Source organism: Pandoraea vervacti, from assembly GCF_000934605.2.
GTDB classification, from domain to species: Bacteria; Pseudomonadota; Gammaproteobacteria; order Burkholderiales; family Burkholderiaceae; genus Pandoraea; species Pandoraea vervacti.
The window spans coordinates 301,804-323,460 of sequence record NZ_CP010897.2; the positions used below are offsets into that span (position 1 = coordinate 301,804).

Genomic DNA, 21,657 nt, shown 5'->3' on the forward strand with positions numbered 1-21,657 from the left:
CGTCGCGAAGCGGGGCTGTTTGCTTGAGGCAGTAGTGCCGGCGTCTACGTCAGAGATCGAGCACCAGCATGGCCGACTTGCTGCGCGAGCAGCACGGCAGAATCTGATCGTTGGCGGCGCGTTCGTCGTCGGTGAGGTAGACGTCGCGGTGATCGGGCGTGCCGTCGACGACACGGGTCAGGCAAGTGCCGCACACGCCCTGCTCGCACGACATCTGCACTTCGACCCCCTGCGCGGCCAGTGCCGCCACGATGGTCTCGCCGGCCTTCACGTCGATCACGCGGCCGCTCGAATGCAGCTTCACCTGGAACGGCTTGTCGCCATCGCTATCCGTGCTTGCCTGCGCGGGCGCGGCGAAGTACTCGCGATGCACATTCCCTTCCGGCCATTGCGCCGCTTCGGCACGGGCGAGCACCGCCTCGATGAAGCCTGCCGGACCGCACACATACAGGTGCTTGCCGCCGGACGGTTGCGCAAGGATCGCGTCGAGGTCGGCGCGCGCGCCTTCGCTGTCGTAGTACACATGCGTTTTCGCGGCGATGTCCTCACGCGCGAAGCGCTCGCGAAACGCCGTGCGCGCGGGCTCGCGCGTGCAGTAATGCACTTCGAACGACGCGCCGCTGGCGGCCAGCGCCTCGGCCATGCACAGAATCGGCGTGACGCCGATCCCGCCGGCGAGCAGGATGCTGTGCGTCGCTTGCTCGTTGAGCGGGAAGTGATTGCGAGGGGCGCTGATGTCGATCTCGGCGCCGACCGTCAACGCGTGCATGCCCACGGAACCGCCGCGCGATTGCGGGTCGCGCAGCACGCCCAGGCAATAGCGATGCGTCTCTCCCGGCGCGTTGCACAGCGAGTACTGGCGAATGACGCCGTCGGCCACGTGCACGTCGATGTGCGCGCCCGCAGTGAACGGCGGCAGCGCGCTGCCGTCGACACTCACCAGTTCGAATTCGCAGATGTCCGTTGCGACATCGCGTTTGTTCGCCAGTCGGACTTTCATGCTGCGTTCTCCGCGCCAGCGGAGGTCGCGCCCGCGCGCTCCGCTTCGATGAGGCGGTCCAGCACCTTGCGCGACTGCACGCCGCCAGCGTCGATATTGAGCTTCAGAATCTTCTTTTCGGGGTAAGCGGACAGGTTGCGCTGCTGCGCTTCGAGCACTTCCTGGTCTTCGGCGAAGATGCCGCCCTGGCCGCGCTTGATCGCCGCCGTCAGTTCGGCATCCTGCGGCTTGAAGTTGCGCGCCATGCCCCAGAAGTACCAGATCGACTCGTCGGTCTCGGGCGTGATGAAATCGACGACGATGCTGCCCGCCTTCTTGTCCGCCGGGGCGTCGTAGCCGCCATGGCCCGCATGCGCGACACCCACTTCGATCATGACGTGGCTCGGCGGCGTGAAGCGGCAGATCTGCCAGCGATCGCACGGCACCTGGTCGTCCAGACCGTTCGCGCGCAGCGCGCTTGCCCAGAACGGCGGCGCCTTGATGTTCTCCATGTGACGCGCCGTGATGACCACGTCGCCTTCCACGGTCGTCTTCGGCGGCGCCTCCTCAATCTCTTCCTGACCGATGCTGGTGGCGTGCACGTACGTCTCGTGCGTCAGATCCATCAGGTTGTCGATCATGAGGCGATAGTCGCACTTGATGTGGTACAGGCCGCCGCCATACGCCCATTTGTCGCTCACCGCCCATTCCAGGTGCGGGATCTCGTCGGGATTGGCCAGCGCGGCGTCGCCCGGCCAGACCCACACGAACCCATACCGCTCCACGCACGGGAAGGCGCGCGTCTTCGGGAAACCGCCCACACGCTGGCCCACCATCTTCGTGCACTTACCGCCGCCATCGACCGTGAGGCCGTGATAGCCGCAAACGAGATGACCGTCTTTCACGAAGCCGAGCGAGAGCGCGGCGCCGCGATGCGGGCAGAAGTCTTCGAGCGCAGCCACGTTGCCGTTGCCGTCGCGGAAGAACACCATCGCTTCGTTACAGATCTTGCGACCGAGGGGCTTCTCGGCGAATTCGTCCGGCGTGCAGGCGACGTACCAGGTATTTTTGAGGAACATGATCGTTTGTCTCCTTGGCGCGCCTCGACGGGGAATGTGGCGCGCTCTTGTTGCGGTGAAAGCGGGTTATAGGTCGACGGGGTCGATGGGATCGAGGCGGTCGAATACGTGAATGTCAGGGGCGCGTCAGAGCAACTGCGCCCCCATGCTGTGCTCCTGCGTGACGATGTGTTCGCGGCACATGAACTCCGCGCGGTCGGGCTGACGTGCCGCAATCGCCTCGACGATCGCGTGGTGCTGACGATGCGCGTAAGCGATGATGTCCGCGTACTGGCGTCGGTCTTCATGTCCGAAAGCGACCGTGCGCGGCGCAACGAACGGCACCAGATTGCAGCGCGCGATGAAACCTTCGAGCAGCGGATTGCGCGCGCCGGTGATGAGCAGGTCGTGAAAGCGGGCGTTGAGCGACGCATAGCCGATCTGCACTTCGGGCGTCATGGTGTGATCGGCGAGCAGCGCGTCGCCCTCGGCCAGCAACGCGCGCAGTTGCCCGAGCAGTTCGGCGCTGGCGCCCTTCTCGGCGAGCAGCCGCGCGGCATAGCCTTCGAGCGTGCCCCGCAGATGCAACGCTTCGACGCTCTCCTCACGCGTGTGCGCCCGCACGGCGTAGCCGCGCTGTCCCGCGCGCACCACCAGCCCTTCCTCCGCAAGCACCGGCAGCGCCTGGCGTACCGGCATGCGCGACACGCCCAGTTGCTCCGCGAGCTTGGCTTCGGCCAGCCGCTCGCCGGGCGCGAGCTCGCCCTTGAGGATCATTTCGCGCAGTTGAACCGTGGTCGGGGTGGGATGCAGCATGCGTCTCCTTTCATTTCCTTTCATGCGTGCCGCCAAGCTGGGCTTGATGGCATCGACTTTTTTTCATTATGGGATCCCGTAATTCGTAAACGCATCGGTAAATACCCTTGTTTATGGACATACGGGATCCCGGATAGACTCGGCGCTGCATAAATGCGGGCGGTTTCATTTTGCTGCCCGGGCATGACAAAACAAGAGACGGAGACTTTCAGCGTGGCAAAGATCATTGGGGGGATCGGCACGTCGCACGTGCCGACCATCGGTGTGGCGTACGACAAGGGCAAGCAACAGGATCCCGCGTGGGCGCCGCTGTTTCAGGGCTACGAGCCCGTGGCGAAGTGGCTGGCCGAGAAGCAGGCCGACGTGCTCGTGTTCTTCTACAACGACCACGCTACCACCTTCTTTTTCGACATGTACCCGACGTTCGCGCTGGGCGTGGGCGAGTCGTTCCCGATTGCCGACGAGGGCGCGGGGTTGCGTCCGCTGCCGCCGATTCGCGGTGACGTTGCCTTGCAGGCGCATATCGCCGAGTCGCTGGTGAACGACGAGTTCGACATCACCGTCTTCCAGGACAAACCCATCGATCACGGCTGCGCGTCGCCGCTGCCGCTGCTCTGGCCGCACAAGCCGGACTGGCCCGGCACGGTCGTGCCGATCGCCATCAACGTGCTGCAATATCCGCTGCCCACCGGGCGTCGCTGCTATCGCCTCGGTCAGGCCGTGCGTCGCGCCATCGAGTCGTATCCGGAAGATTTGCGCGTGGTGGTCGTCGGCACGGGCGGCCTCTCGCATCAGATCCACGGCGAGCGCACCGGGTACAACGACGAAGCGTGGGACCGCGAATTCCTCGACTTGCTGGAGCATCAGCCGGAAAAGCTCACGGAACTCAAGCATGTCGACTACGTGGCGCGCGGCGGCGCCGAGAGCGTCGAACAAATCATGTGGCTGTCGATGCGCGGCGCAATGGGCCCGCGCATCAAGCGTCTGCACCTGAACTACTACCTCGCGACGACCACCGCCATGACCGTGGCACTTTACGAGGAGGACGCCGCATGAACCCGCAACTCGAAGGTATCGAAGCGATCACCGGGACCTACGCGTTCGACCTGCGCGTGAGCAATCGCACCCTCAAGCTCAACCGCTTCTTCTGGCACATGATCCGCGCGGAAAATCGCGAGACGTATCTGAGCGATCCCGTCGCGGCGATGACCGCTGCCGGTCTGACGCCCGAGGAACAGGCGCTGGTGCAGGCGCAGGACTGGCTGGGCCTCGTGCGCCACGGCGTGAATTTCTTCGTGCTGGAGAAGTTCGCCCGCGTGGTGCGCAAGACCAACCTGGAAGTCTATGCGCTCATGCGCGGCGAGACGCTCGACGAGTTCATGGCCACGCGCCGCGTGCCGACCATGCGCTGACATGGCGATCGACACTGCCGTCAGTCTCACCAACGCGCCGGCGGCGCCCCGGCTCGCGTGCCACGAGCGCGGCACGTGGAGCCGCGCGCCGCAAAGCAACGACGCCACGCTGCTGGTGCGCAAGCTGCGCGGCCTTCGCGCGATGGTGGCGGTACTCGAATGCGACTCGGTGGCGCGCGCGGCGCGCATGCTCCATCTGTCGCAGTCGGCCGTTGCACGGTCGATCTCGGATATCGAAGCCGAACTGGGTTTTCCGCTATTCCATCGCAGCGCGCGCGGGCTGATCCCGAATGCTGCCGGACAGCGCCTCGGCGTGCGCGCCACGCGGGCGCTCGCGGAATTGGCGAACGGTTATCGCGAAGCGTTCGCGGCGACGGCCTCGCAGGCCGACGGCGGCGCGCGCGCCGCGAGCCGGTTCGCGGCCGTGGTCGCGCCGCAGCAACTCACCAGTTTCATTGCCGTGGCGGAACTGGGCAGCGGACCGCTCGCCGCGAGCCGTCTTCAGTGTTCGCAGCCAACGATTCAGCGCAATCTCGATCAGCTCGAAGACCTCATCGGCATCAAGCTGTTCCGGCGCACGCCGCGCGGCACACGTCTGACCGACGAGGCGCTGGCGCTGCTGGGGCCCGTCAAGCGCGCACTGGCCGAACTGGCGATTGCCGAAGACGAACTCGCCCCGTTCGGCGGCCGTCAGCAAGGTACGGTCATCGTCGCTGCGCTGCCGCTCTCGAGCGGTTTCCTGTTGCCCAAGGCCATCGACAGCCTGCTGCACAAGTCGCCGTATCTCACCGTGACCGTGGTCGACGGCACGTATGAAGCGCTCGTGCGGCAGTTGCGTCAGGCGGACGTCGACATGATCGTCGGCGCGCTGCGGGCGAACGACGTGCCGCCGGACATTCGGCAGGAGGCGCTTTTCGAGGACCACCTGTCGGTCGTCGCGCGCTCGGATCATCCGTGCCTGACATCGGGCAGGGTGCCGACACTCACCGAGCTTGCCGGTTACGGCTGGGTGAGTCCGTTGCCCTGCACGCCGGCGCGCGGCGTATTCGAGCGCGTGTTTCATGCCGAAGGGCTGGCGCTGCCGCAGACGCAGGTGCACGCGAGCAGCTCACCCGTGGTGCGGGGATTGTTGTCGTCGAGCGACCGCCTCGCGCTGCTCTCGCCGGTGCAGATCACGTCCGAGCTGCGCACGGGGGAGCTGGCCGTCGTGCCGGTGACGCTGCAACATGCGCGCCGCTCGATTGGTGTGGCGACGCGCCGCGACGGTTTGCTCTCGCCCGCCGCCGAGCAATTGCTCGACGAATTGCGCGCGCTTGCGCCGACGATGCAGCATCCGACATAAAACGCGAATCGTGTTCGCGATACGCACTGCGAGCGCGGCGAAAATCGCCGGATTCGCCATGAGTTGCATGTCTCGCTATCTTCGCCTGCCCTCGGTTCGCTCGGTGCGGCGCGCCCACTGACGACTGCCTGCCGCGCCTTGTGCGGCGGGCGTTCCACCCACGGAACGCCCGGCGTCCCGCAGCGCGAAATTCCCCTCGAAAAATCCATCTCGAAACGTAGGGGAAATCTCGGGGATATACGAAAAACGCAACGCTCGACGCGAGAAGGTCGTTCGACGTTCACATTTCGTCTGCCTAAGCTGTTCCGGACACATAGAAAAGGCGCGCCAACCCCCGGCGCGACCTCATCAGAAAACGGCTCGGTGCAACGACACCGACGAGGAGACGACACCATGATGAAGCGCCATCTCTGGCTCGCAGTTGCACTCGCGAGCGTTTGCCAATTCACTGCCGTTTCGGCCGCCCGCGCCGAGGAAATCAAGATCGGCGTGCTGGGCCTGTTCTCGGGCTCGGCGTCGTGGTGGGGCACGGAATACCGTCGCGGTATCAACCTGTGGCTCGAACAGAACAAGAACAAGGTCGGCGACGACACGCTCGTGATCCTGGAGCGCGACGAAGGCGGCGTGAACCCGCAACGCACGCGTCAGCTCGCGCAGGAACTCGTGGTGCGCGACCAGGTGCAGTACCTGTTTGGCGGCTCGTTCACGCCGAACGTGCTGGCCATGGCCGACGTCGTGAATCAGACCAAGACGCCGCTCGTGATCGGTAACTCGGGCACGTCCAGCGTGACGCTGAAGTCGCCCTACTTCGTGCGCACCGGCTTTACGCAATGGACCGTGAGCGTGCCGCTCGTCGAGTACGCCGCGAAGAAAGGCGTGAAGAACGCCGCCATCGTGGTCGCCGATTTCGCCACCGGCTACGACGCCATCGACGCCTATAGCGAAACGTTCAAGAAGGCCGGCGGCAAGGTCGCGGTCGAAGTGAAGGTCCCGCTGGGCACCACGGACTTCTCCAGCTACCTGCAACGCGTGCGCGATGCCAAGCCGGACGCCGTCTTCATGTTCATGCCGGTCGGCCCGATGTCGGCAGGCTTCGTGAAGGCGTTCAAGGAACGCGAACTCGACAAGGCGGGCATTCAGCTCTTCGCCACGACCGAGACGATGGAGTCGGACCTGCCCGCCATTGGCGACAGCGCGCTGGGCACCATCACCGCATTGCACTACTCGCCGTTCCTCACGACGCCGGAGAACACCGCGTTCGTGAAAGCCTACAAGGCCAAGTACGGACCGGGCGCGCTGCCGTCGATCGCTTCGGTGTCGGCCTACGACTCGATGACGCTCATCGCGCAGATGATCAAGGCGACCAAGGGAAAGAAGGACGCCGAGAAGGCCATCGCCGCCGTGAAGGGGTACGCGTGGGTGAGCGCACGCGGTCCGGTGTCGATCGATCCCAAGACGCGTGAAATCGTGCAGAACGTGTACATCCGCCGCGTGGAAAACATCGACGGCAAGCTCGGCAACAAGCCGATCGACACCTACAAGTCGGTGGTAGAGCCGTGGCACATCGGCCACCCGCAAGTGGCCGCGAAGTAACGCGAGCGACAACACCCCCCAAAGTTCGCTCTGATCGTTAGGTTCCGGTACTTCGTCATGACGCAATCGCTTGCCACTTTCCTGTCGTTGTCGATCGACGGTGTGGCCTACGGGATGTTGCTGTTCCTCATCTCCGTGGGCCTCACGGTCACACTCGGCGTCATGCGCGTGGTCAATCTCGCGCACTCCGCCTTCGCCATGATCGGCGGTTATTTCACCTTGTGGGCCATGCAGCGCGCCGGGCTCGACTTCTTCGTCGCCCTGCTCGTGGGCGTGATCGGCACCATGCTGCTCGGCGCGGTGCTCGAGCGCACGCTGTACCGCTGGGTCTACACCGCCAACGGTCTGGGGCAGTTGCTCATGACGATCGGCCTCGCGTTCATCATCTGCGCGATTGCCAAGCATCTCGCCGGTACCGAACTGCAGACGATTCCGGTGCCGCAGGGACTGCGCGGCACGTGGGATTTCGGTGCGTTCTCCGTTTCCGTGTATCGCATCTTCGCGCTGGTGTGCAGCGCGGTCGTCGCCTTCGGCATCTGGCTGGGCCTCGAACGGACGTCGTTCGGTGCGAAGCTGCGCGCCGCTGTCGACAATCCGCGCATGGCGCGTTGCGTTGGCATCAATGTGCCGGTCGTGTTCTCGATCACATTTGCCATCGGCTGCGGGCTGTCCGGATTGGGCGGCGCGCTGTCGAGCCAGATCCTGCCGCTGGAGCCGTACTACGGCCTCAAGTATCTGGTGCTGGTGCTGATCGTGGTGGCCGCCGGCGGCCTGGGCAGCTTGCGCGGCTCGTTGTATGCCGGCCTGCTGCTGGGGCTGATCGATACGCTGGGCCGTTATTACGTGCCTGCGCTCGGCGCCTTCATGATCTATCTGGCCGTGCTGGCCATTCTGCTGATCCGCCCGCAAGGGTTGGTCGGTCGCGCCTGAGCGGAGGATGACGATGTCCCGAACGAATCCTTCGCCGTCGGTCAACGGTATGAAACAAGTCGCACCGGCGCTGCGTCGCAAGCGCCTCGGCATGCTCGACGCGCTACTGCTCCTGGCTGCCATTGCCACGTACTTCTTCGCGGATCTGTATCTGGCGCTCGCCACGAGCGTGCTGATCATGATCGTCTTCGCGCTCTCGCTCGATCTCGTGCAGGGCTACTGCGGTATCGAGACGCTGGGACATGCCGCGTTCTTCGGCAGCGGGGCCTATGCCGCCGGGCTGTTCGCGCTGCATGTCTCGCCGAATCCCCTGCTGGGTCTCGCGGTCGGCGCGCTGGTGGCGGGCGTCGTAGGACTGATCACCGGCGTGGTGGTGCTGCGCGTGAACGGCCTCACGCAGATCATGCTCACGCTCGCGTGCGCCACGCTGCTTTATGAAGCGGGCAACATCGCCAAGTCCATCACGATGGGTGACGACGGCCTGACGGGCTACACCATCGCGCCTGTGCTCGGCATGTTCGAGTTCGACATCTACGGCCATACCGCCTATCTGTATGCGCTCGCCGTGCTGCTCGTCGTCTATCTGTTCACGCAGTTCCTCGTGAACTCCCCGTTCGGGCTGACGGTCCAGGGCATTCGCGAGAACGCCATGCGTATGTCGCTGCTCGGCGTTCGCGTCGGCCTGCGCCGGCTGATGCTGTACACGATTGCTGCGGCGGTGGCGGGGGTCGCGGGTGCGCTCTCGGCCCAGGTCAACAACATCGTTGCGCTCGATACGCTGTCGTTCACGCTCTCCGCCAACGTGCTGGTGATGCTCGCGCTCGGTGGCACGGGACGCCTGTATGGCGCCGTGCTCGGCGCCGTCGTCTTCATGGTGCTCTCCGACCGGATCGCGGCCATCGATCCGACGAACTGGCTTGCGGCGCTCGGCGTGCTGCTGATCGTCGTGGTGCGCTTCGCCCCGGATGGCCTCATCGGTGTTGTCGATCGCCTCACGGCGCGCGTTCGTCGTCCGGCCCCGGCGGTCGCGCCGAACGAAACCGGTAACTCCCAGGCAACGACCACGGACAAGGAGGTGACGCCGTGAGCGCTGCACTCGAAATTCAGGGACTGTCCAAGCGCTTCGGCCAGCTGGACGTGACCCGCAACGTCAGTCTCTCGCTCCCGGTCGGTGCGCGTCATGCGCTCATCGGGCCGAACGGCGCGGGCAAGAGCACGTTGATGAACCTGCTCACGGGCGTGCTCAAGCCAAATGCCGGCGTGGTGTGTGTGGGGGGGACGGATGTCACCTCCATGTCGTCGCACAAGCGCGTCAAGCTGGGGCTGGCGCGAACGTTCCAACTGAACACGCTGTTCGATACGCTCACGGTCGCGGAGAACGTGGCGCTCGCCATTACCTCGCGTCGTGGTCTCGACGGGCGTATCGGCAAGCCGCTGGCGAGTCGTCCCGCCGTCGTGGAGGAAGCGGCCGAACGCTTGCGCGAACTCGGCATGATCGAGCTCGCCGGGCGGCGCATCAACGAACTCGCTTACGGACAGCGTCGCCAGGTGGAAATCGCGCTCGGTCTCGCGCTCGACCCGAAGGTGCTGTTGCTCGATGAGCCCGTGGCGGGCGTGCCGTCGGGGCAGGGGCGCAAGTTGTTCGAATTGCTGGAGCGTCTGCCGGAAGACGTGGCGGTGATGGTCATCGAACACGACATGGATCTGGTCTTCCGCTTCGCGCGCCGCATTACGGTGCTGGTCGAGGGCGCGGTGCTCATGGAAGGCGAGAAGGACGAAGTGCGCAGCGATCCGCGCGTGCGCGATATCTATCTGGGGCGTCGCCATCATGACTGACATTCTGCTCGAAGCCGGCGGGCTCAGTGCCGGGTATGGCGAGACCATCGTGCTCGAAGATCTGAGCCTGCGCGTCGGCGCCGGTGAAGCCGTTGCCATTCTCGGGCGCAACGGCGTGGGCAAGAGCACGTTGCTGCTCAGCCTGCTGGGACTCACCACGCGACATGGCGGCGTGCTGCGCTATCGCGACGACGACATCACCGCATGGCCCGCCTTTCGCCGTGCGCGCGCCGGTCTGGCGCTGGTGCCGCAGGAGCGCGAGATCTTCAAGTCGCTCTCCGTCGAGGAAAACCTGCAAGTCTCCGCAATGGCCGAGATGGCTAACGCGAGCGCCGACGGCAAGGTCTGGACACTCGAACGGGTGTACGACCTGTTTCCGCGACTCAAGGAGCGCCGTCGCAATCTTGGCAATCAGCTCTCGGGCGGCGAGCAGCAAATGCTCGCCATCGGCCGCGCGCTGATCGGCAACCCGCGCGTGATTCTGTTCGACGAGCCATTCGAGGGGCTGGCGCCCGTGATCGTCGATCAACTGGTCGACGCCTTCTGGAAGCTGCGTGCCGACGGCGGCATGGGCGTGGTGCTCGTGGAGCAGCACGCGGAATTGGGGCTGGAACTCACCGACCGTGCGCTGGTGCTCGACCGGGGCCGTCAGGTCTGGGCGGGGCGCAGCGCCGATCTGGCGGCGTCGCCGGAATTGCTCGGCACGCTCGTCGGCCTGGAAAGTGCCTGAGCGCCCGAGCGCCTGAACGGCATCGCGCACATAGTGCAACACGTATCAGAGTCAATCACATGAGCACAACACAGAACAGCAACAGCGCGGGACTCTCGGGTCTCGTGGTCAGCGCCCATTCGGCGGATTTCGTCTGGCGTGCGGCGGGCACGATCGCAACGCACGTGGCGCAGGGCTACCGCATGAAGGTCGTGTGCCTGTCGTTCGGTGAGCGCGGCGAGTCGGCCAAGCTCTGGCGCAAGGGCGCGGAGATGACGGAGGCGAAGGTCAAGACGGCGCGCCGCGAAGAGGCACAGCGTGCGGCCGACATTCTCGGCGCGGAAATCGAATTTCTCGACATCGGCGATTACCCGATGCGCGTGTCGGACGAGACGCTCTTCAGGCTCGTGGACATCTATCGCGAATTGCAGCCGTCGTTCGTGCTGAGCCATTCGGAGAAGGACCCGTACAACTTCGACCACCCGCTGGCGATGCACGTCACGCAGGAAGCGCGCGTGATCGCACAGGCCGAAGGCCACAAGCCGGGCGAGAAGATCATCGGCGCACCGGCGGTGCTGGCGTTCGAGCCGCACCAGACCGAGCAATGTGAATGGATTCCCAACACGTTCGTGGACATCACGCCGGTGTGGGAGAAGAAGCGCGCCGCCATCGAATGCATGGCCGGTCAGGAACATCTCTGGGATTACTACACGCGTGTGGCGCTGCAACGCGGTGTGCAGGCCAAGCGCAACATCGGTATCACGGCCTCGCGCGACATCAAGTATGCGGAAGGGTTGATGCGCCTCACGCCCGTGGTCACGGAGCAACTGTCATGATTCGCGGCGTCGTCGTGCGTCAAATTCCCCGGGTCGATGCCGCTACGCTCGACGTTTTGCGTAGCGCCGGTAGCGCCACGGTCCACGAAGCGCAAAGCCGCCTCGGCCTGATGGCGACCTATCTGCGCCCGATCTATGCAGGCGCCACGGTGGCGGGCAGCGCGGTGACGGTGCTCGCACCGCCCTCCGACAACTGGATGCTGCACGTGGCGGTCGAGCAGGCGCAGCCGGGCGACATCGTGGTGGTCGGCGTGACCTCGCCGTGCGAGGACGGCTATTTCGGCGATCTGCTCGCCACGTCGATGAAGGCGCGCGGCGTCGCCGGGCTCGTCATCGACGCCGGTTGCCGCGATATCGGCACGCTCACCGAGATGCAATTCCCGGTGTGGTCCAAAGCTATTTCGTCGCAGGGTACGGTCAAGGAAACGCTCGGCTCGGTCAATGTGCCGGTCGTCTGCGCCAACCAGATCGTGAACCCGGGCGACGTGATCGTGGCCGACGACGACGGTGTGGTCGTCGTGCCGTTCGCCGTCGCCCAGGTCGTGGCCAAGGCGGCTGCGGCGCGCGCTGCCGACGAAGCGTACAAGCGCGGTGTGCTGGCGGGCGGCACGCTCGGACTCGACTATTACAAGATGCGCGAGCGTCTGGCGCAGAAGGGCCTGCGTTATGTCGATTCGCTCGACGAACTGCAAGGCAAGTGACGAGCGCGCCATGACGCATTCCCAAACGCGCATTCGCGCCGCTGTCATGCGCGGAGGCACCTCGAAGGGGCTGTACTTCCTCGCCGAGGACTTGCCGGCGGACGCCGCCACGCGCGACGCCGTGCTGCTCGCCGCGATGGGCTCGCCCGATGCGCGTCAGATCGACGGCATGGGCGGGGCGAACCCGCTCACGAGCAAGGTCGCGATCGTCTCTCGCGCCACGCGGGCGGACGCCGACGTCGACTATCTCTTTGCGCAGGTCGTCGTCGACGAGGCACGCGTGGACTACGGCCAGAACTGCGGCAATCTCCTCGCGGGCGTCGGCCCGTTTGCCATCGAGCGAGGCCTCGTGGCCGCGACCGCCGACGTGACGGAGGTCGGCATTCACATGGTCAACACGGGGCAGGTGGCGGTCGCCACCGTGCAGACGCCGGGCGGCACGGCGAAGTATGACGGCGACGTGGCCATCGACGGTGTGCCCGGCACGGCGGCGCCGATTCCGCTCATGTTTCGCGACACCGCCGGCGCGTCGTGCGGCGCGCTGTTTCCGACCGGACAACGTCAGGAGGTCGTGCAGGGTGTCACGGTGACGTGCATCGACAACGGCATGCCGCTCGTGCTCATGCGCGCGGCGGATCTCGGATGCACCGGCACGGAGACGTGGGAGCAACTCGAATCGGATGACCGGTTTCAGGCGATGCGCGAGACCATCGAGGCAATTCGCCTGGCGGTCGGTCCGCGCATGAATCTGGGCGACGTGCGCTCGCGCACCGTGCCGAAGATGTGCCTCGTCGCGCCGCCGCAGGCCGGTGGCGCGCTCGCTACGCGCTGCTTCATTCCGCATCGCTGTCATTCGTCCATCGGTGTGCTGGCGGCGGTCAGCGTGGCGACGGCGGCGGCATTGCCGGGCACCGTCTGCCACGAGATGGCGGTGGTGCCGCATGGCGACGCCCCGCTGCTTTGCATCGAGCATCCGACGGGAGAATTCACCGTTCGCCTGGCGCTCGGTCGCGATGCCGAGGGCGCGCCGGACGTCACCGGTGCGGGCCTGCTGCGAACGGCGCGCTGGTTGTTCGACGGCGAGGTATGCATCCCGAAACACATCTGGGCGCAAGGAGGGAAACCATGAGCGTCGAACGTCCTGCGTTGCTCATGTTGCCCGGCTTGCTGTGCGATCAGGTGGCGTGGGCTGCCACGGCAGCGCTGCTGCCCGAGTTCGATTGCCGCGTCCCCGCCTGGGGATCGCTCGACACCATCGGCGCGATGGCCGAGCACGTTCTGGCGACGACGCCCGAGCCGCGTTTCGCGCTCGCCGGCCATTCGATGGGCGGCCGCGTGGCGCTGGAAGTGGTGCGTCGTGCGCCACATCGCGTGAGCCATCTGGCATTGCTCGACACGGGATATCAGGCCCTGCCGGAAGGCGAGGCGGCAGACAAAGAGCGTAGCGGCCGCGCCGCATTGCTCGCGCGCTCGCGTGACGAGGGCATGCGTGCGATGGGCGCTGTCTGGGCGACCGGGATGGTGCATCCGGACCGGATCGGCACGCCCCTCTTCGACGCGATTCTCGACATGATCGAGCGCAGTCATCCCGATCAGTTCGCCGCGCAGATTCATGCGCTGCTGGAGCGTCCCGACGCGACGTCGCAACTGCGGGACATCCAATGTCCGACGCTCGTGCTTTGCGGCCGTCAGGACACATGGAGTCCGCTCGCCCGACACGAAGTCATGGCCGGGCTGATTCCCGGTGCTGTGCTGAGCATCGTCGAGCATAGCGGCCACATGAGTCCGATGGAGCGCCCCGAAGCCGTGGCCGACGCCATGCGGGCGTGGCTGGCGCGCTCGTCGCAATCATCGTCGACGCAGGGAGCGTTGTCATGACGCAGGACATTCCAAACGAAGGCGCACCGATGCAGGACACACAAGCCGCACAAGCCGCACAAGCCACACAGGCCGTGCAAGGCGCCGATGCCATCGACCCGCAAAGTCTCGACGTGTTGCACGCCAAGCAGGCGTGTTACGACCTCGTGATGCGCTTCGTGATGTGCAACGACCGTCGCGATTCGCAAGGGCTTGCCGCGCTGTTTGCGCACAACGGCGTGCTGGTGCGCCCGAACGGCGAAACGCTCGTCGGTCAGCCGGCGATCGCGGCGGCGTATGCGGATCGTCCGGCGGATCGCCTGACCCAGCACCTCGTGGGCAATGTGCTGATCGACGTGACGTCGGCCACGAGCGCCATCGGCAGCAGTGCAGTGCTGGTCTGGAGCGGCTCGGCGCAGGACACGCCGGGGCCGTTCGGACGTCCGGCACAGGGGCGTCAGGTCATGGGTGAATTCGAAGACACGTTCGTGCGCACGGCGCAGGGATGGCGTATCGCGCGCCGCGAAGCACGATTCACTTTCGTACGCGAGGCCTGAGGTAAAAACAGCACCTTGCGTCGCGCTGACAAACAACGGGGATCGATGCCGAAAGGCGGCACAGGAGGCGGCATCGATCACCCGGCATGCGCAAGAAGGCAGTACCGGAGGCGGCCGCAGCGCCGTCCCAAAAGGCTGGGCTGATGGCGTTGCCAGCGGCTTGGAGGTTGTGGTTTGGAGTAGCTGTGCATTCAAAAACAAGGGGACAGAAGTGAAAGTGAAATACGCATTGGCCGCTGGCCTGCTGCTGGGTGCAGGCCTGGCGCACGCGCAAAGCAACGTGCAGGTGTACGGGATCATCGATACCGGCATCGCTTATTACAACAACGCCGCCAATGGCGGCAGCTTCGTCGGCGAACCGACCCTGACCGGTAAGGTGCCGTCGCGCTTCGGCTTCAAGGGTGTCGAGGATCTGGGCGGTGGCCTCAAGGCCGTCTTCACACTGGAAAACGGCTTCCAGCCGGGCACCGGCGGCCTGAACTACGGCGGACGTCTGTTCGGCCGTCAGGCCAACGTCGGTCTGTCGAGCTCGTGGGGTACGTTGCTCATCGGCCGTCAGAACAACATGACGTTCTACGTGACGGGCAACGCCGATGTGATCGGACCGTCGATCTTCTCGCTCGCGAGTATCGACCCGTACATCGCCAACGCCCGCAGCGACAGCGCCATCGGGTACATGGGCAAGTTCTCCGGCGTGACCGTCGGTGCGACGTACAGCTTCGGTCGCGACGCATCGGCCGCAGGCGGTCCCTCGGCCACGAACTGCGCGGGCAACGTTGCCGGCAACTATCAGGCGTGCAAGCAGTTCACCGGCTTGCTCGGCTATGACTACGAGAACTTCGGTATTTCGGCGTCGTACGACCAGATGCGCGGCAACACCGGCGCCGCTGCGCCGCTCACCAGCTCGAACTACACCGATTCGCACTCGGTCATCAACGCGTACTACAAGTGGTCGACGGGGCGCGTGGGCGGGGGCTGGATTCACCGCAACGTGAGCGCCGACGCCGCATCGCTGCGCTCGGACATCTACTTCCTCGGCTTCACGTACCTGCCGACGATTACCTGGGCGTTCGACGCGCAGGCGATCCGTTATCAGTTGAAGAGCCGCGCCAACGCCACGATGCTCATTGGCCGCGCCACGTATTCGCTCTCGAAGCGTACGTCGCTGTATGGCATGGCCGGCTGGGTGGCGAACAGCCAGAACGGCGCGGTGGCGATTGCCGCCGGCGGTTCGGTCGTCACCGGTGGCAACCAGTTCGGCACGATGCTGGGGATTCAGCACACGTTCTGATCGGGTTCATCAGGCACGCGGCACCGCGTAGCGAGCACGTGTGAGGCGTCCGGGGGGGCGATTCACCCGTGACGCGGTGCTGCGTCACTCCCTGTTGTGCGGCGAGCGTCGTGGTGGCGTGCCGCGCATCATGCGCGAGTGATCCGGCAGACGTCGTGCGGCGTCACCGTGTGCAGCCGAACATTCCCCGAGCTGCACCATTGCGCACGATTTTCCTGCCCGGCCCGGGCTATGATGCCGACGTAGGCACAGGCTAGCGAGAAGCGATTCCCCGGGCCGTGATTTTTTCAAGAGATTCGCCATCTGGTTTGCCGCGCGCTTCGCGGCGCCGTTCGACCCATGAAGCCATCGATGACACCCAGCGCACCGCTTGCCGAAGGGCTTGGCGCGAGCGCACGTCGCATCGCCGTTCCGTCCATTCTGCTGGGCACCTTCCTCGGCAATCTCGACGCCTCCATCGCCAACGTGGCGCTGCCGACCATTGCGCGCGATCTCGTGGCCGATCCGGCATCGACGGTGTGGGTCGTCAATGCTTATCAACTCATCTTCACGATGGCCGTGCTGCCGCTCGCCGCCCTGGGCGAGAAGCTTGGCTACCGGCGCGTGTTTCTCTTCGGCGTTGCGGGGTTCACGCTGGCCTCGCTCGGCTGTGCGCTGGCGCCGACGTTGTCGTGGCTGGTCGCCGCGCGAGTCGCGCAGGGGCTGTGCGGCGCGTGCATGTCGACCATCGTCCCGGCGTTGCTGCGCATGGTGTTCCCGCCGCAGATGGGCGGGCGCGCCATCTCGTTGCTGGCGTTGACCGTCGCGCTGTCGACGGCGGCCGGGCCGAGTGTCGCCGCGGCGATCCTGTCGCTTGGCGACTGGCGCTGGCTGTTCGCCATCAATCTTCCGATCGGGCTGATCGCGTTGTTGGCGTCGGCCCGGTTTCTGCCTCGCACGCCGGGCGCGCCGCGTCGCATCGACGTGCCCGGCGCATTGCTCAACGCTGTCGCGCTCGCGCTCATCATCATTGGACTGGGGCATGTGGGCGAGCCGGGATATCACGGCGTGGCCGCGTCGCAGATCGCGCTCGGACTGATCGTTGCGGTCGTGCTGGTGCGCCATCAGCGCAGTCGACCGGCGCCGTTGTTGCCGCTGGATCTGCTGCGCGTACCGGTGCTGGCGTTGTCGTCGCTGACCTCGGTGGCGTGCTATATGGCGCAGACACTGGCTTACGTCGGCATGCCGTTTCTGTTGCAGCACACGTTCGCACGCAGTGAAGCCGCGACGGGCCTGCTGATTACGCCGTGGCCGCTGGTGATCGTGTTCATTGCGCCGCTGGCGGGGCGGTTGTCGGATCGCTTCGACAGCGCGCGCATGAGCGCGCTGGGGCTGGCCGTGTTTGCGGTAGGACTCGCGCTGCTGGCTGCGTTGCCGGCGCACGCTACCGACTGGGGCATTGCCTGGCGAATGCTCGTATGCGGCGTGGGCTTCGGCTTTTTTCAGACGCCGAACAACCGCATCATCATGATGGGCGCGCCGCGCGAGCGCAGCGGCGCGGCCAGCGGTCTGATGACGATCTCCCGTACCGTCGGCATGACGCTCGGCGCGGCGGTCGTGGCGTTGCTCTTCGACGTGTACGGCGACGACGGTGCGCGCGCGGCCATGGTGGGCGCAACCCTGCTGGCGGCGCTCGGTGGCTGCGTTAGTCTGCTGCGCGTGAGGGCGAAAGCGCGGGGCGCGTAATGCCCGGAGATGTGCGGCTTGTATGGGCGGATGTATGTGAAATGCCGGCGGTCGACGTTGGACGTGTGTTGGACCCGTGTTCGCAGGCGCCTGGCCGCGAGGCTGGCCCGGCCGATTTGTCAAAGCGGACATCGCGCGATAGCATCTTGCCTTGCTGTGACCGGGTCGCTCCCTCCGGCTTGAGGGGGTGTCGTCGGGCGACGCCGGTCATGTTCTCGTATCTCCTCGCAACAATCCGCTATCTCCGTGCCTTCTTCTCATGTTCTGAGCCGGCGACGCCGGGTGCACCGCGCCCGTAGCGAGCACGGCACGCGCGGTCCAGTCTGGCTGTTCGATCTGGACAACACACTGCACCGCGCGTCTCACGCGATCTTTCCGCGCATCAACCGCGCGATGACCGCCTATATCGTCGAGAAGCTCGGGGTGGCGCACGACGAGGCGAATCTGATGCGCGCTTTGTATACGGAGCGCTACGGGGCGGTGCTGCTCGGGTTGATCCGACACCACGCCATCGATCCCCACGAATTCCTCGCGCAGGTGCACGAATTGCCGCCGCTGGCCGACGTGCTGCGCGCCGAGCGCGGCATCGCCCGGCTGGTCGCCGGGTTGCCCGGGCGCAAGATCCTGCTCACGAATGCACCGGCCCATTACGCCATGCCCATCGTCGAAGCGCTTGGCATTCGCCGTCATTTCGAGCGATGCGTGAGTATCGAAGACATGGCGGATCGCCGGGCATGGCGGGCTAAACCCGATGCCACGATGCTGCGCCGTCTGCTCGTGCGCGAGGGGTTGGCGCCGGCGCGCACGTGGCTCGTCGAAGACACGCGCTCACACCTCAAGCACCTGCGGCATTTCGGCATCAAGACGGTCTGGATCACGGGGCATCTGCCGATCAGAAACAGTCTTGGCAAGGTTATGCCGCGAAGTGGCCGCCCACACTACGTGGATATCAAAGTACAATCTCTGCGCGAGTTACGGGCGAGCCTAGCGACCGGGGAAGGCGCAAAACGCGTGGCCCGGGCAGCCCGACAATCAAATCCCAACTGATAACGACCAGACGATGCAGCAGGAAAATTCTTCGAACGGCGCCGGTTACGGCACCGCCGATGCGCTGGAGGCCGCGCCAGCGCCGGTGAAGACCACCCGCCCGAAGCCGGGCGAGCGCCGCGTGCAAGTGTTGCAGACCCTTGCCGCCATGCTTGAAACGCCCAAAGGCGAAAAGATCACCACGGCCGCGCTTGCTGCGCGGCTCGACGTCTCGGAAGCGGCGCTCTATCGCCACTTCGCGAGCAAGGCCCAGATGTTCGAAGGCCTGATCGAATTCATCGAACAGACCATCTTCGGTCTGATCAACCAGATCTCCGCTCAGGATCAGGATGGCGTGTCGCAAGCGCGCGCCATCGTGCTGATGCTGCTCGGCTTCGCCGAGAAGAACCCCGGCATGACGCGTGTGCTCACGGGCGAAGCGCTGGTCGGCGAACACGAACGCCTGCAAGAGCGCATGAACCAACTGCTCGACCGGATCGAGGCGTCGCTGCGCCAGGTACTGCGTCTGGCTGCCGCGCAGGGCACGCTGCCCGAAACGTTCGACGCGAACTCGCGCGCCAATCTGCTCGTATCCTACGTGCTCGGCCGCTGGCACCGTTTTGCCAAGAGCGGCTTCAAGCGCTCGCCGGCCGAAGGCGCCGAGCCGCAAGTCGCAGCCTTGCTGCGCTAAGGCGGTGGTCTGCGCCCGGTGCGCAGATTACGTTATACTTTTGCAACTCGCGACGGGGCCTGTGCCAGGTTCACCGGTCTTGCCGCGATCATTGGCGCGCCGATTTGGTGACTCGCTTGCGGGCGCGCGAATGACTCTGCCGGAGACGCTTCGGTTGGGACATTCACTAAAAATGCGGCTAAAGAGGTCGTTCGCGCACCCCGCCGTTTTTCCGTCGACCCCTTTTCCCGCACAGAACACTTCTGGACATCGTCCTTCGATTCGTCATTCGTCATTACGAGTCATTACGAATCGATGAAGACGCTGGCCTCCGGCATGTTTCGGACAGGGATTTATGGAATCTTCAATCGGAATCGTCACGCCGCAGCGGATGCATTTCGCTGAGCCGCTGGCACTGCAAAACGGCAGCACCCTTGCCGGTTACGACCTCATGGTCGAGACCTATGGCGAGCTGAACGCTGACCGGAGCAACGCCGTGCTGGTGTGTCATGCGCTCAATGCGTCGCACCATGTGGCGGGCATTGCCGCCGACAACCCCAAGGACATCGGCTGGTGGGACAACATGGTCGGGCCGGGCAAGCCGCTCGACACCAACCGCTTTTTCGTCATCGGCGTGAACAACCTCGGGTCGTGCTTCGGCTCGACCGGGCCGATGAGTCTCGACGAAGCCACAGGCACGCCTTACGGTGCGCGCTTTCCGGTGGTGACGGTCGAAGACTGGGTCAACGCCCAGGCACGCGTGGCGGACGCCTTCGGCATTCGCAAGTTCGCCGCCGTGATGGGCGGCAGCCTCGGCGGCATGCAGGCGCTCGCGTGGAGCATCATGTATCCCGAGCGCGTGGGGCATTGTCTGGTGATCGCCTCCACGCCGAAGCTCTCCGCGCAGAACATTGCCTTCAACGAAGTGGCGCGCTCGGCCATCCTCTCCGATCCCGATTTCCATGGCGGCGACTATTACGCGCACGGTGTCGTGCCGCGTCGCGGTCTGCGCGTGGCGCGCATGATCGGCCACATCACGTATCTGTCCGACGAGGACATGGCGACCAAGTTCGGGCGGGCGTTGCGTCGCGCCGAAGCGCTGGTCGACGGGGTGAAGGCGGGCGCTGGTGGTCACGGTAGCGGAAATGGGAACGGGAACGGCCAGGACGATGGCTACCGGTTCAGCTTCGACGTCGAATTCGAAGTCGAGTCCTATCTGCGCTATCAGGGCGACAAGTTCGCCGAGTACTTCGACGCCAACACCTATTTGCTGATCACGCGCGCGCTCGATTACTTCGATCCGGCGCGCACCGTGGGCGGCGATCTGGCGAAGGCGCTGTCGCACACGTCCGCCAAATATCTGATCGTGTCGTTCACGACCGACTGGCGGTTTGCGCCGTCGCGCTCACGCGAGATCGTCAAGGCGTTGCTCGATACGCGCCGCACCGTGAGCTACGCCGAGATCGATGCGCCGCACGGTCACGACGCCTTCCTGCTCACCGATTCGCGCTATCACAATCTGGTGCGCGCCTACTACGAACGTATCGCCCAGGAGGCCGGGGTATGAGTCATTCCACGAACCCGTCCACCAGCGCGCAGGCCGCGCAACTGGCGGCGTCGCGCCATCGCATTTCGGCCTCGCTTGCGGAGCGTCCCGACTTTCGTGTCATCGCACGATGGATCGAGCCGTCGTCGCAGGTGCTCGACCTCGGGTGCAGCGACGGCTCGTTGCTGCGTTTGCTCATCGACGAACTGGATGTGAGCGGCTACGGCATCGAGATCGACGACGCGGGCGTGCTCGCGTCCGCGCAGCGCGGCATCAACGTGATTCAGCAAAACATGGAAGACGGGCTGAAGCTGTTCGAAGACCAGAGCTTCGATACCGTCATCCTGTCGCAAACGTTGCAGACCATCCATCGCACGGCGGATATTCTTCGCGAGACGGTACGGGTGGGTCGCGAGGCCATCGTCTCCTTCCCAAACTTCGGTTACTGGCCGCACCGGCTCTCCGTGTTGCAGGGCCGTATGCCGGTGTCGAAGAGTTTGCCGTTCCAGTGGCACAACACGCCGAACGTGCGTGTGTTGACGATCCGGGACTTCGAGGCGCTGGCGCCGGACGTCGGGGTGAAGATTCTCGATCGCGCGGTGTTGCACAACGGACGACTCGTGTCGGTGGGCGCGAACTGGCGTGGTAGTCTTGCGGTCTATCGCGTCAAGCGTTCCTGAACCGACGGCAGCTCGCGGGGCAGCGCTGCGCCAGGCCCCGTGACGAGCAGACAAGGGGCTGGGCGCCGTGCACCGCAAGCGGCTGGCCCCAAC

The 21,657-nt window shown here is 65.3% G+C and carries 22 protein-coding genes; 19 read left to right on the top strand and 3 right to left on the bottom strand.

Annotated features, from left to right (window positions below; genetic code table 11):
- Positions 1-49 precede the first annotated feature (49 nt).
- The 3 genes from UC34_RS01295 to UC34_RS01305 all read right to left on the bottom strand — a co-directional run bounded on the left by UC34_RS01295 (position 50) and on the right by UC34_RS01305 (position 2,853).
- Positions 50-1,000, bottom strand: coding sequence for a PDR/VanB family oxidoreductase (locus UC34_RS01295; RefSeq protein WP_044453369.1), 951 nt, complete (start codon positions 998-1,000; stop codon positions 50-52).
- The gene (locus UC34_RS01300; RefSeq protein WP_044453370.1) at positions 997-2,058 is read right to left on the bottom strand and encodes an aromatic ring-hydroxylating dioxygenase subunit alpha; all 1,062 of its coding nucleotides are present in this window, start codon (positions 2,056-2,058) and stop codon (positions 997-999) included. Before UC34_RS01300 ends, UC34_RS01295 begins: the two co-directional genes overlap by 4 nt.
- A 126-nt stretch (positions 2,059-2,184) precedes the next feature.
- Positions 2,185-2,853: a GntR family transcriptional regulator gene (locus UC34_RS01305; protein WP_044453372.1), complete on the bottom strand. Its 669-nt coding sequence runs from the start codon at positions 2,851-2,853 to the stop codon at positions 2,185-2,187.
- A 213-nt stretch (positions 2,854-3,066) separates the two neighbouring features.
- Between UC34_RS01305 and UC34_RS01310 the strand changes: the two genes are divergently transcribed.
- The 19 genes from UC34_RS01310 to metW all read left to right on the top strand — a co-directional run bounded on the left by UC34_RS01310 (position 3,067) and on the right by metW (position 21,564).
- On the top strand, positions 3,067-3,909 hold the full coding sequence (locus UC34_RS01310; protein WP_044453373.1) for a gallate dioxygenase: 843 nt from the start codon (positions 3,067-3,069) through the stop codon (positions 3,907-3,909).
- Complete coding sequence (locus UC34_RS01315) at positions 3,906-4,265, top strand: protocatechuate 3,4-dioxygenase (RefSeq protein WP_044453374.1); 360 nt, start codon at positions 3,906-3,908, stop codon at positions 4,263-4,265. Before UC34_RS01310 ends, UC34_RS01315 begins: the two co-directional genes overlap by 4 nt.
- Before the next feature lies 1 nt (position 4,266).
- Entirely contained in the window at positions 4,267-5,607 is a 1,341-nt protein-coding gene (locus UC34_RS01320) for a LysR family transcriptional regulator (RefSeq protein WP_052810857.1), read from the top strand.
- 393 nt (positions 5,608-6,000) lie between these two features.
- A complete protein-coding gene (locus UC34_RS01325) occupies positions 6,001-7,200 on the top strand; it encodes an ABC transporter substrate-binding protein (protein ID WP_044453375.1) in 1,200 nt (399 codons plus the stop codon).
- A 57-nt stretch (positions 7,201-7,257) separates the two neighbouring features.
- A complete protein-coding gene (locus UC34_RS01330) occupies positions 7,258-8,130 on the top strand; it encodes a branched-chain amino acid ABC transporter permease (protein ID WP_044453377.1) in 873 nt (290 codons plus the stop codon).
- A gap of 49 nt (positions 8,131-8,179) precedes the next feature.
- Positions 8,180-9,217 carry a branched-chain amino acid ABC transporter permease gene (locus UC34_RS01335; RefSeq protein ID WP_044453379.1) on the top strand — a complete coding sequence of 346 codons (1,038 nt, stop codon included), beginning with the start codon at positions 8,180-8,182 and terminating at the stop codon, positions 9,215-9,217.
- Entirely contained in the window at positions 9,214-9,966 is a 753-nt protein-coding gene (locus UC34_RS01340) for an ABC transporter ATP-binding protein (RefSeq protein WP_044453381.1), read from the top strand. The genes UC34_RS01335 and UC34_RS01340 overlap by 4 nt, the downstream gene beginning before the upstream one ends.
- A complete protein-coding gene (locus UC34_RS01345; RefSeq protein WP_044453383.1) occupies positions 9,959-10,696 on the top strand; it encodes an ABC transporter ATP-binding protein in 738 nt (245 codons plus the stop codon). Before UC34_RS01340 ends, UC34_RS01345 begins: the two co-directional genes overlap by 8 nt.
- A gap of 59 nt (positions 10,697-10,755) precedes the next feature.
- Positions 10,756-11,511, top strand: a complete 756-nt coding sequence (locus UC34_RS01350) for a PIG-L deacetylase family protein (RefSeq protein ID WP_044453385.1) — start codon at positions 10,756-10,758, stop codon at positions 11,509-11,511.
- Positions 11,508-12,212 (top strand): 4-carboxy-4-hydroxy-2-oxoadipate aldolase/oxaloacetate decarboxylase, encoded by a 705-nt coding sequence (locus UC34_RS01355; protein WP_174556756.1) that lies wholly within the window; start codon positions 11,508-11,510, stop codon positions 12,210-12,212. Before UC34_RS01350 ends, UC34_RS01355 begins: the two co-directional genes overlap by 4 nt.
- Positions 12,213-12,222: 10 nt before the next feature.
- Complete coding sequence (locus UC34_RS01360) at positions 12,223-13,341, top strand: 4-oxalomesaconate tautomerase (RefSeq protein ID WP_044453386.1); 1,119 nt, start codon at positions 12,223-12,225, stop codon at positions 13,339-13,341.
- Complete coding sequence (locus tag UC34_RS01365) at positions 13,338-14,090, top strand: alpha/beta fold hydrolase (protein WP_044453388.1); 753 nt, start codon at positions 13,338-13,340, stop codon at positions 14,088-14,090. Before UC34_RS01360 ends, UC34_RS01365 begins: the two co-directional genes overlap by 4 nt.
- Positions 14,087-14,626, top strand: a complete 540-nt coding sequence (locus UC34_RS01370) for a nuclear transport factor 2 family protein (RefSeq protein WP_237165208.1) — start codon at positions 14,087-14,089, stop codon at positions 14,624-14,626. The genes UC34_RS01365 and UC34_RS01370 overlap by 4 nt, the downstream gene beginning before the upstream one ends.
- A 217-nt stretch (positions 14,627-14,843) precedes the next feature.
- Positions 14,844-15,917: a porin gene (locus UC34_RS01375; RefSeq protein WP_418303958.1), complete on the top strand. Its 1,074-nt coding sequence runs from the start codon at positions 14,844-14,846 to the stop codon at positions 15,915-15,917.
- A 339-nt stretch (positions 15,918-16,256) separates the two neighbouring features.
- The gene (locus UC34_RS01380; protein WP_237165209.1) at positions 16,257-17,642 is read left to right on the top strand and encodes an MFS transporter; all 1,386 of its coding nucleotides are present in this window, start codon (positions 16,257-16,259) and stop codon (positions 17,640-17,642) included.
- Positions 17,643-17,888: 246 nt separating this feature from the next.
- Positions 17,889-18,689 carry an HAD-IA family hydrolase gene (locus UC34_RS01385; RefSeq protein ID WP_084070290.1) on the top strand — a complete coding sequence of 267 codons (801 nt, stop codon included), beginning with the start codon at positions 17,889-17,891 and terminating at the stop codon, positions 18,687-18,689.
- 13 nt (positions 18,690-18,702) lie between these two features.
- Positions 18,703-19,359 carry a nucleoid occlusion factor SlmA gene (gene slmA, locus UC34_RS01390; RefSeq protein WP_063389806.1) on the top strand — a complete coding sequence of 219 codons (657 nt, stop codon included), beginning with the start codon at positions 18,703-18,705 and terminating at the stop codon, positions 19,357-19,359.
- 334 nt (positions 19,360-19,693) lie between these two features.
- Positions 19,694-20,905 (top strand): homoserine O-acetyltransferase MetX, encoded by a 1,212-nt coding sequence (gene metX, locus UC34_RS01395; protein ID WP_044453395.1) that lies wholly within the window; start codon positions 19,694-19,696, stop codon positions 20,903-20,905.
- The gene (gene metW, locus UC34_RS01400; RefSeq protein ID WP_237165210.1) at positions 20,902-21,564 is read left to right on the top strand and encodes a methionine biosynthesis protein MetW; all 663 of its coding nucleotides are present in this window, start codon (positions 20,902-20,904) and stop codon (positions 21,562-21,564) included. Before metX ends, metW begins: the two co-directional genes overlap by 4 nt.
- The last annotated feature ends 93 nt before the right edge of the window (positions 21,565-21,657 follow it).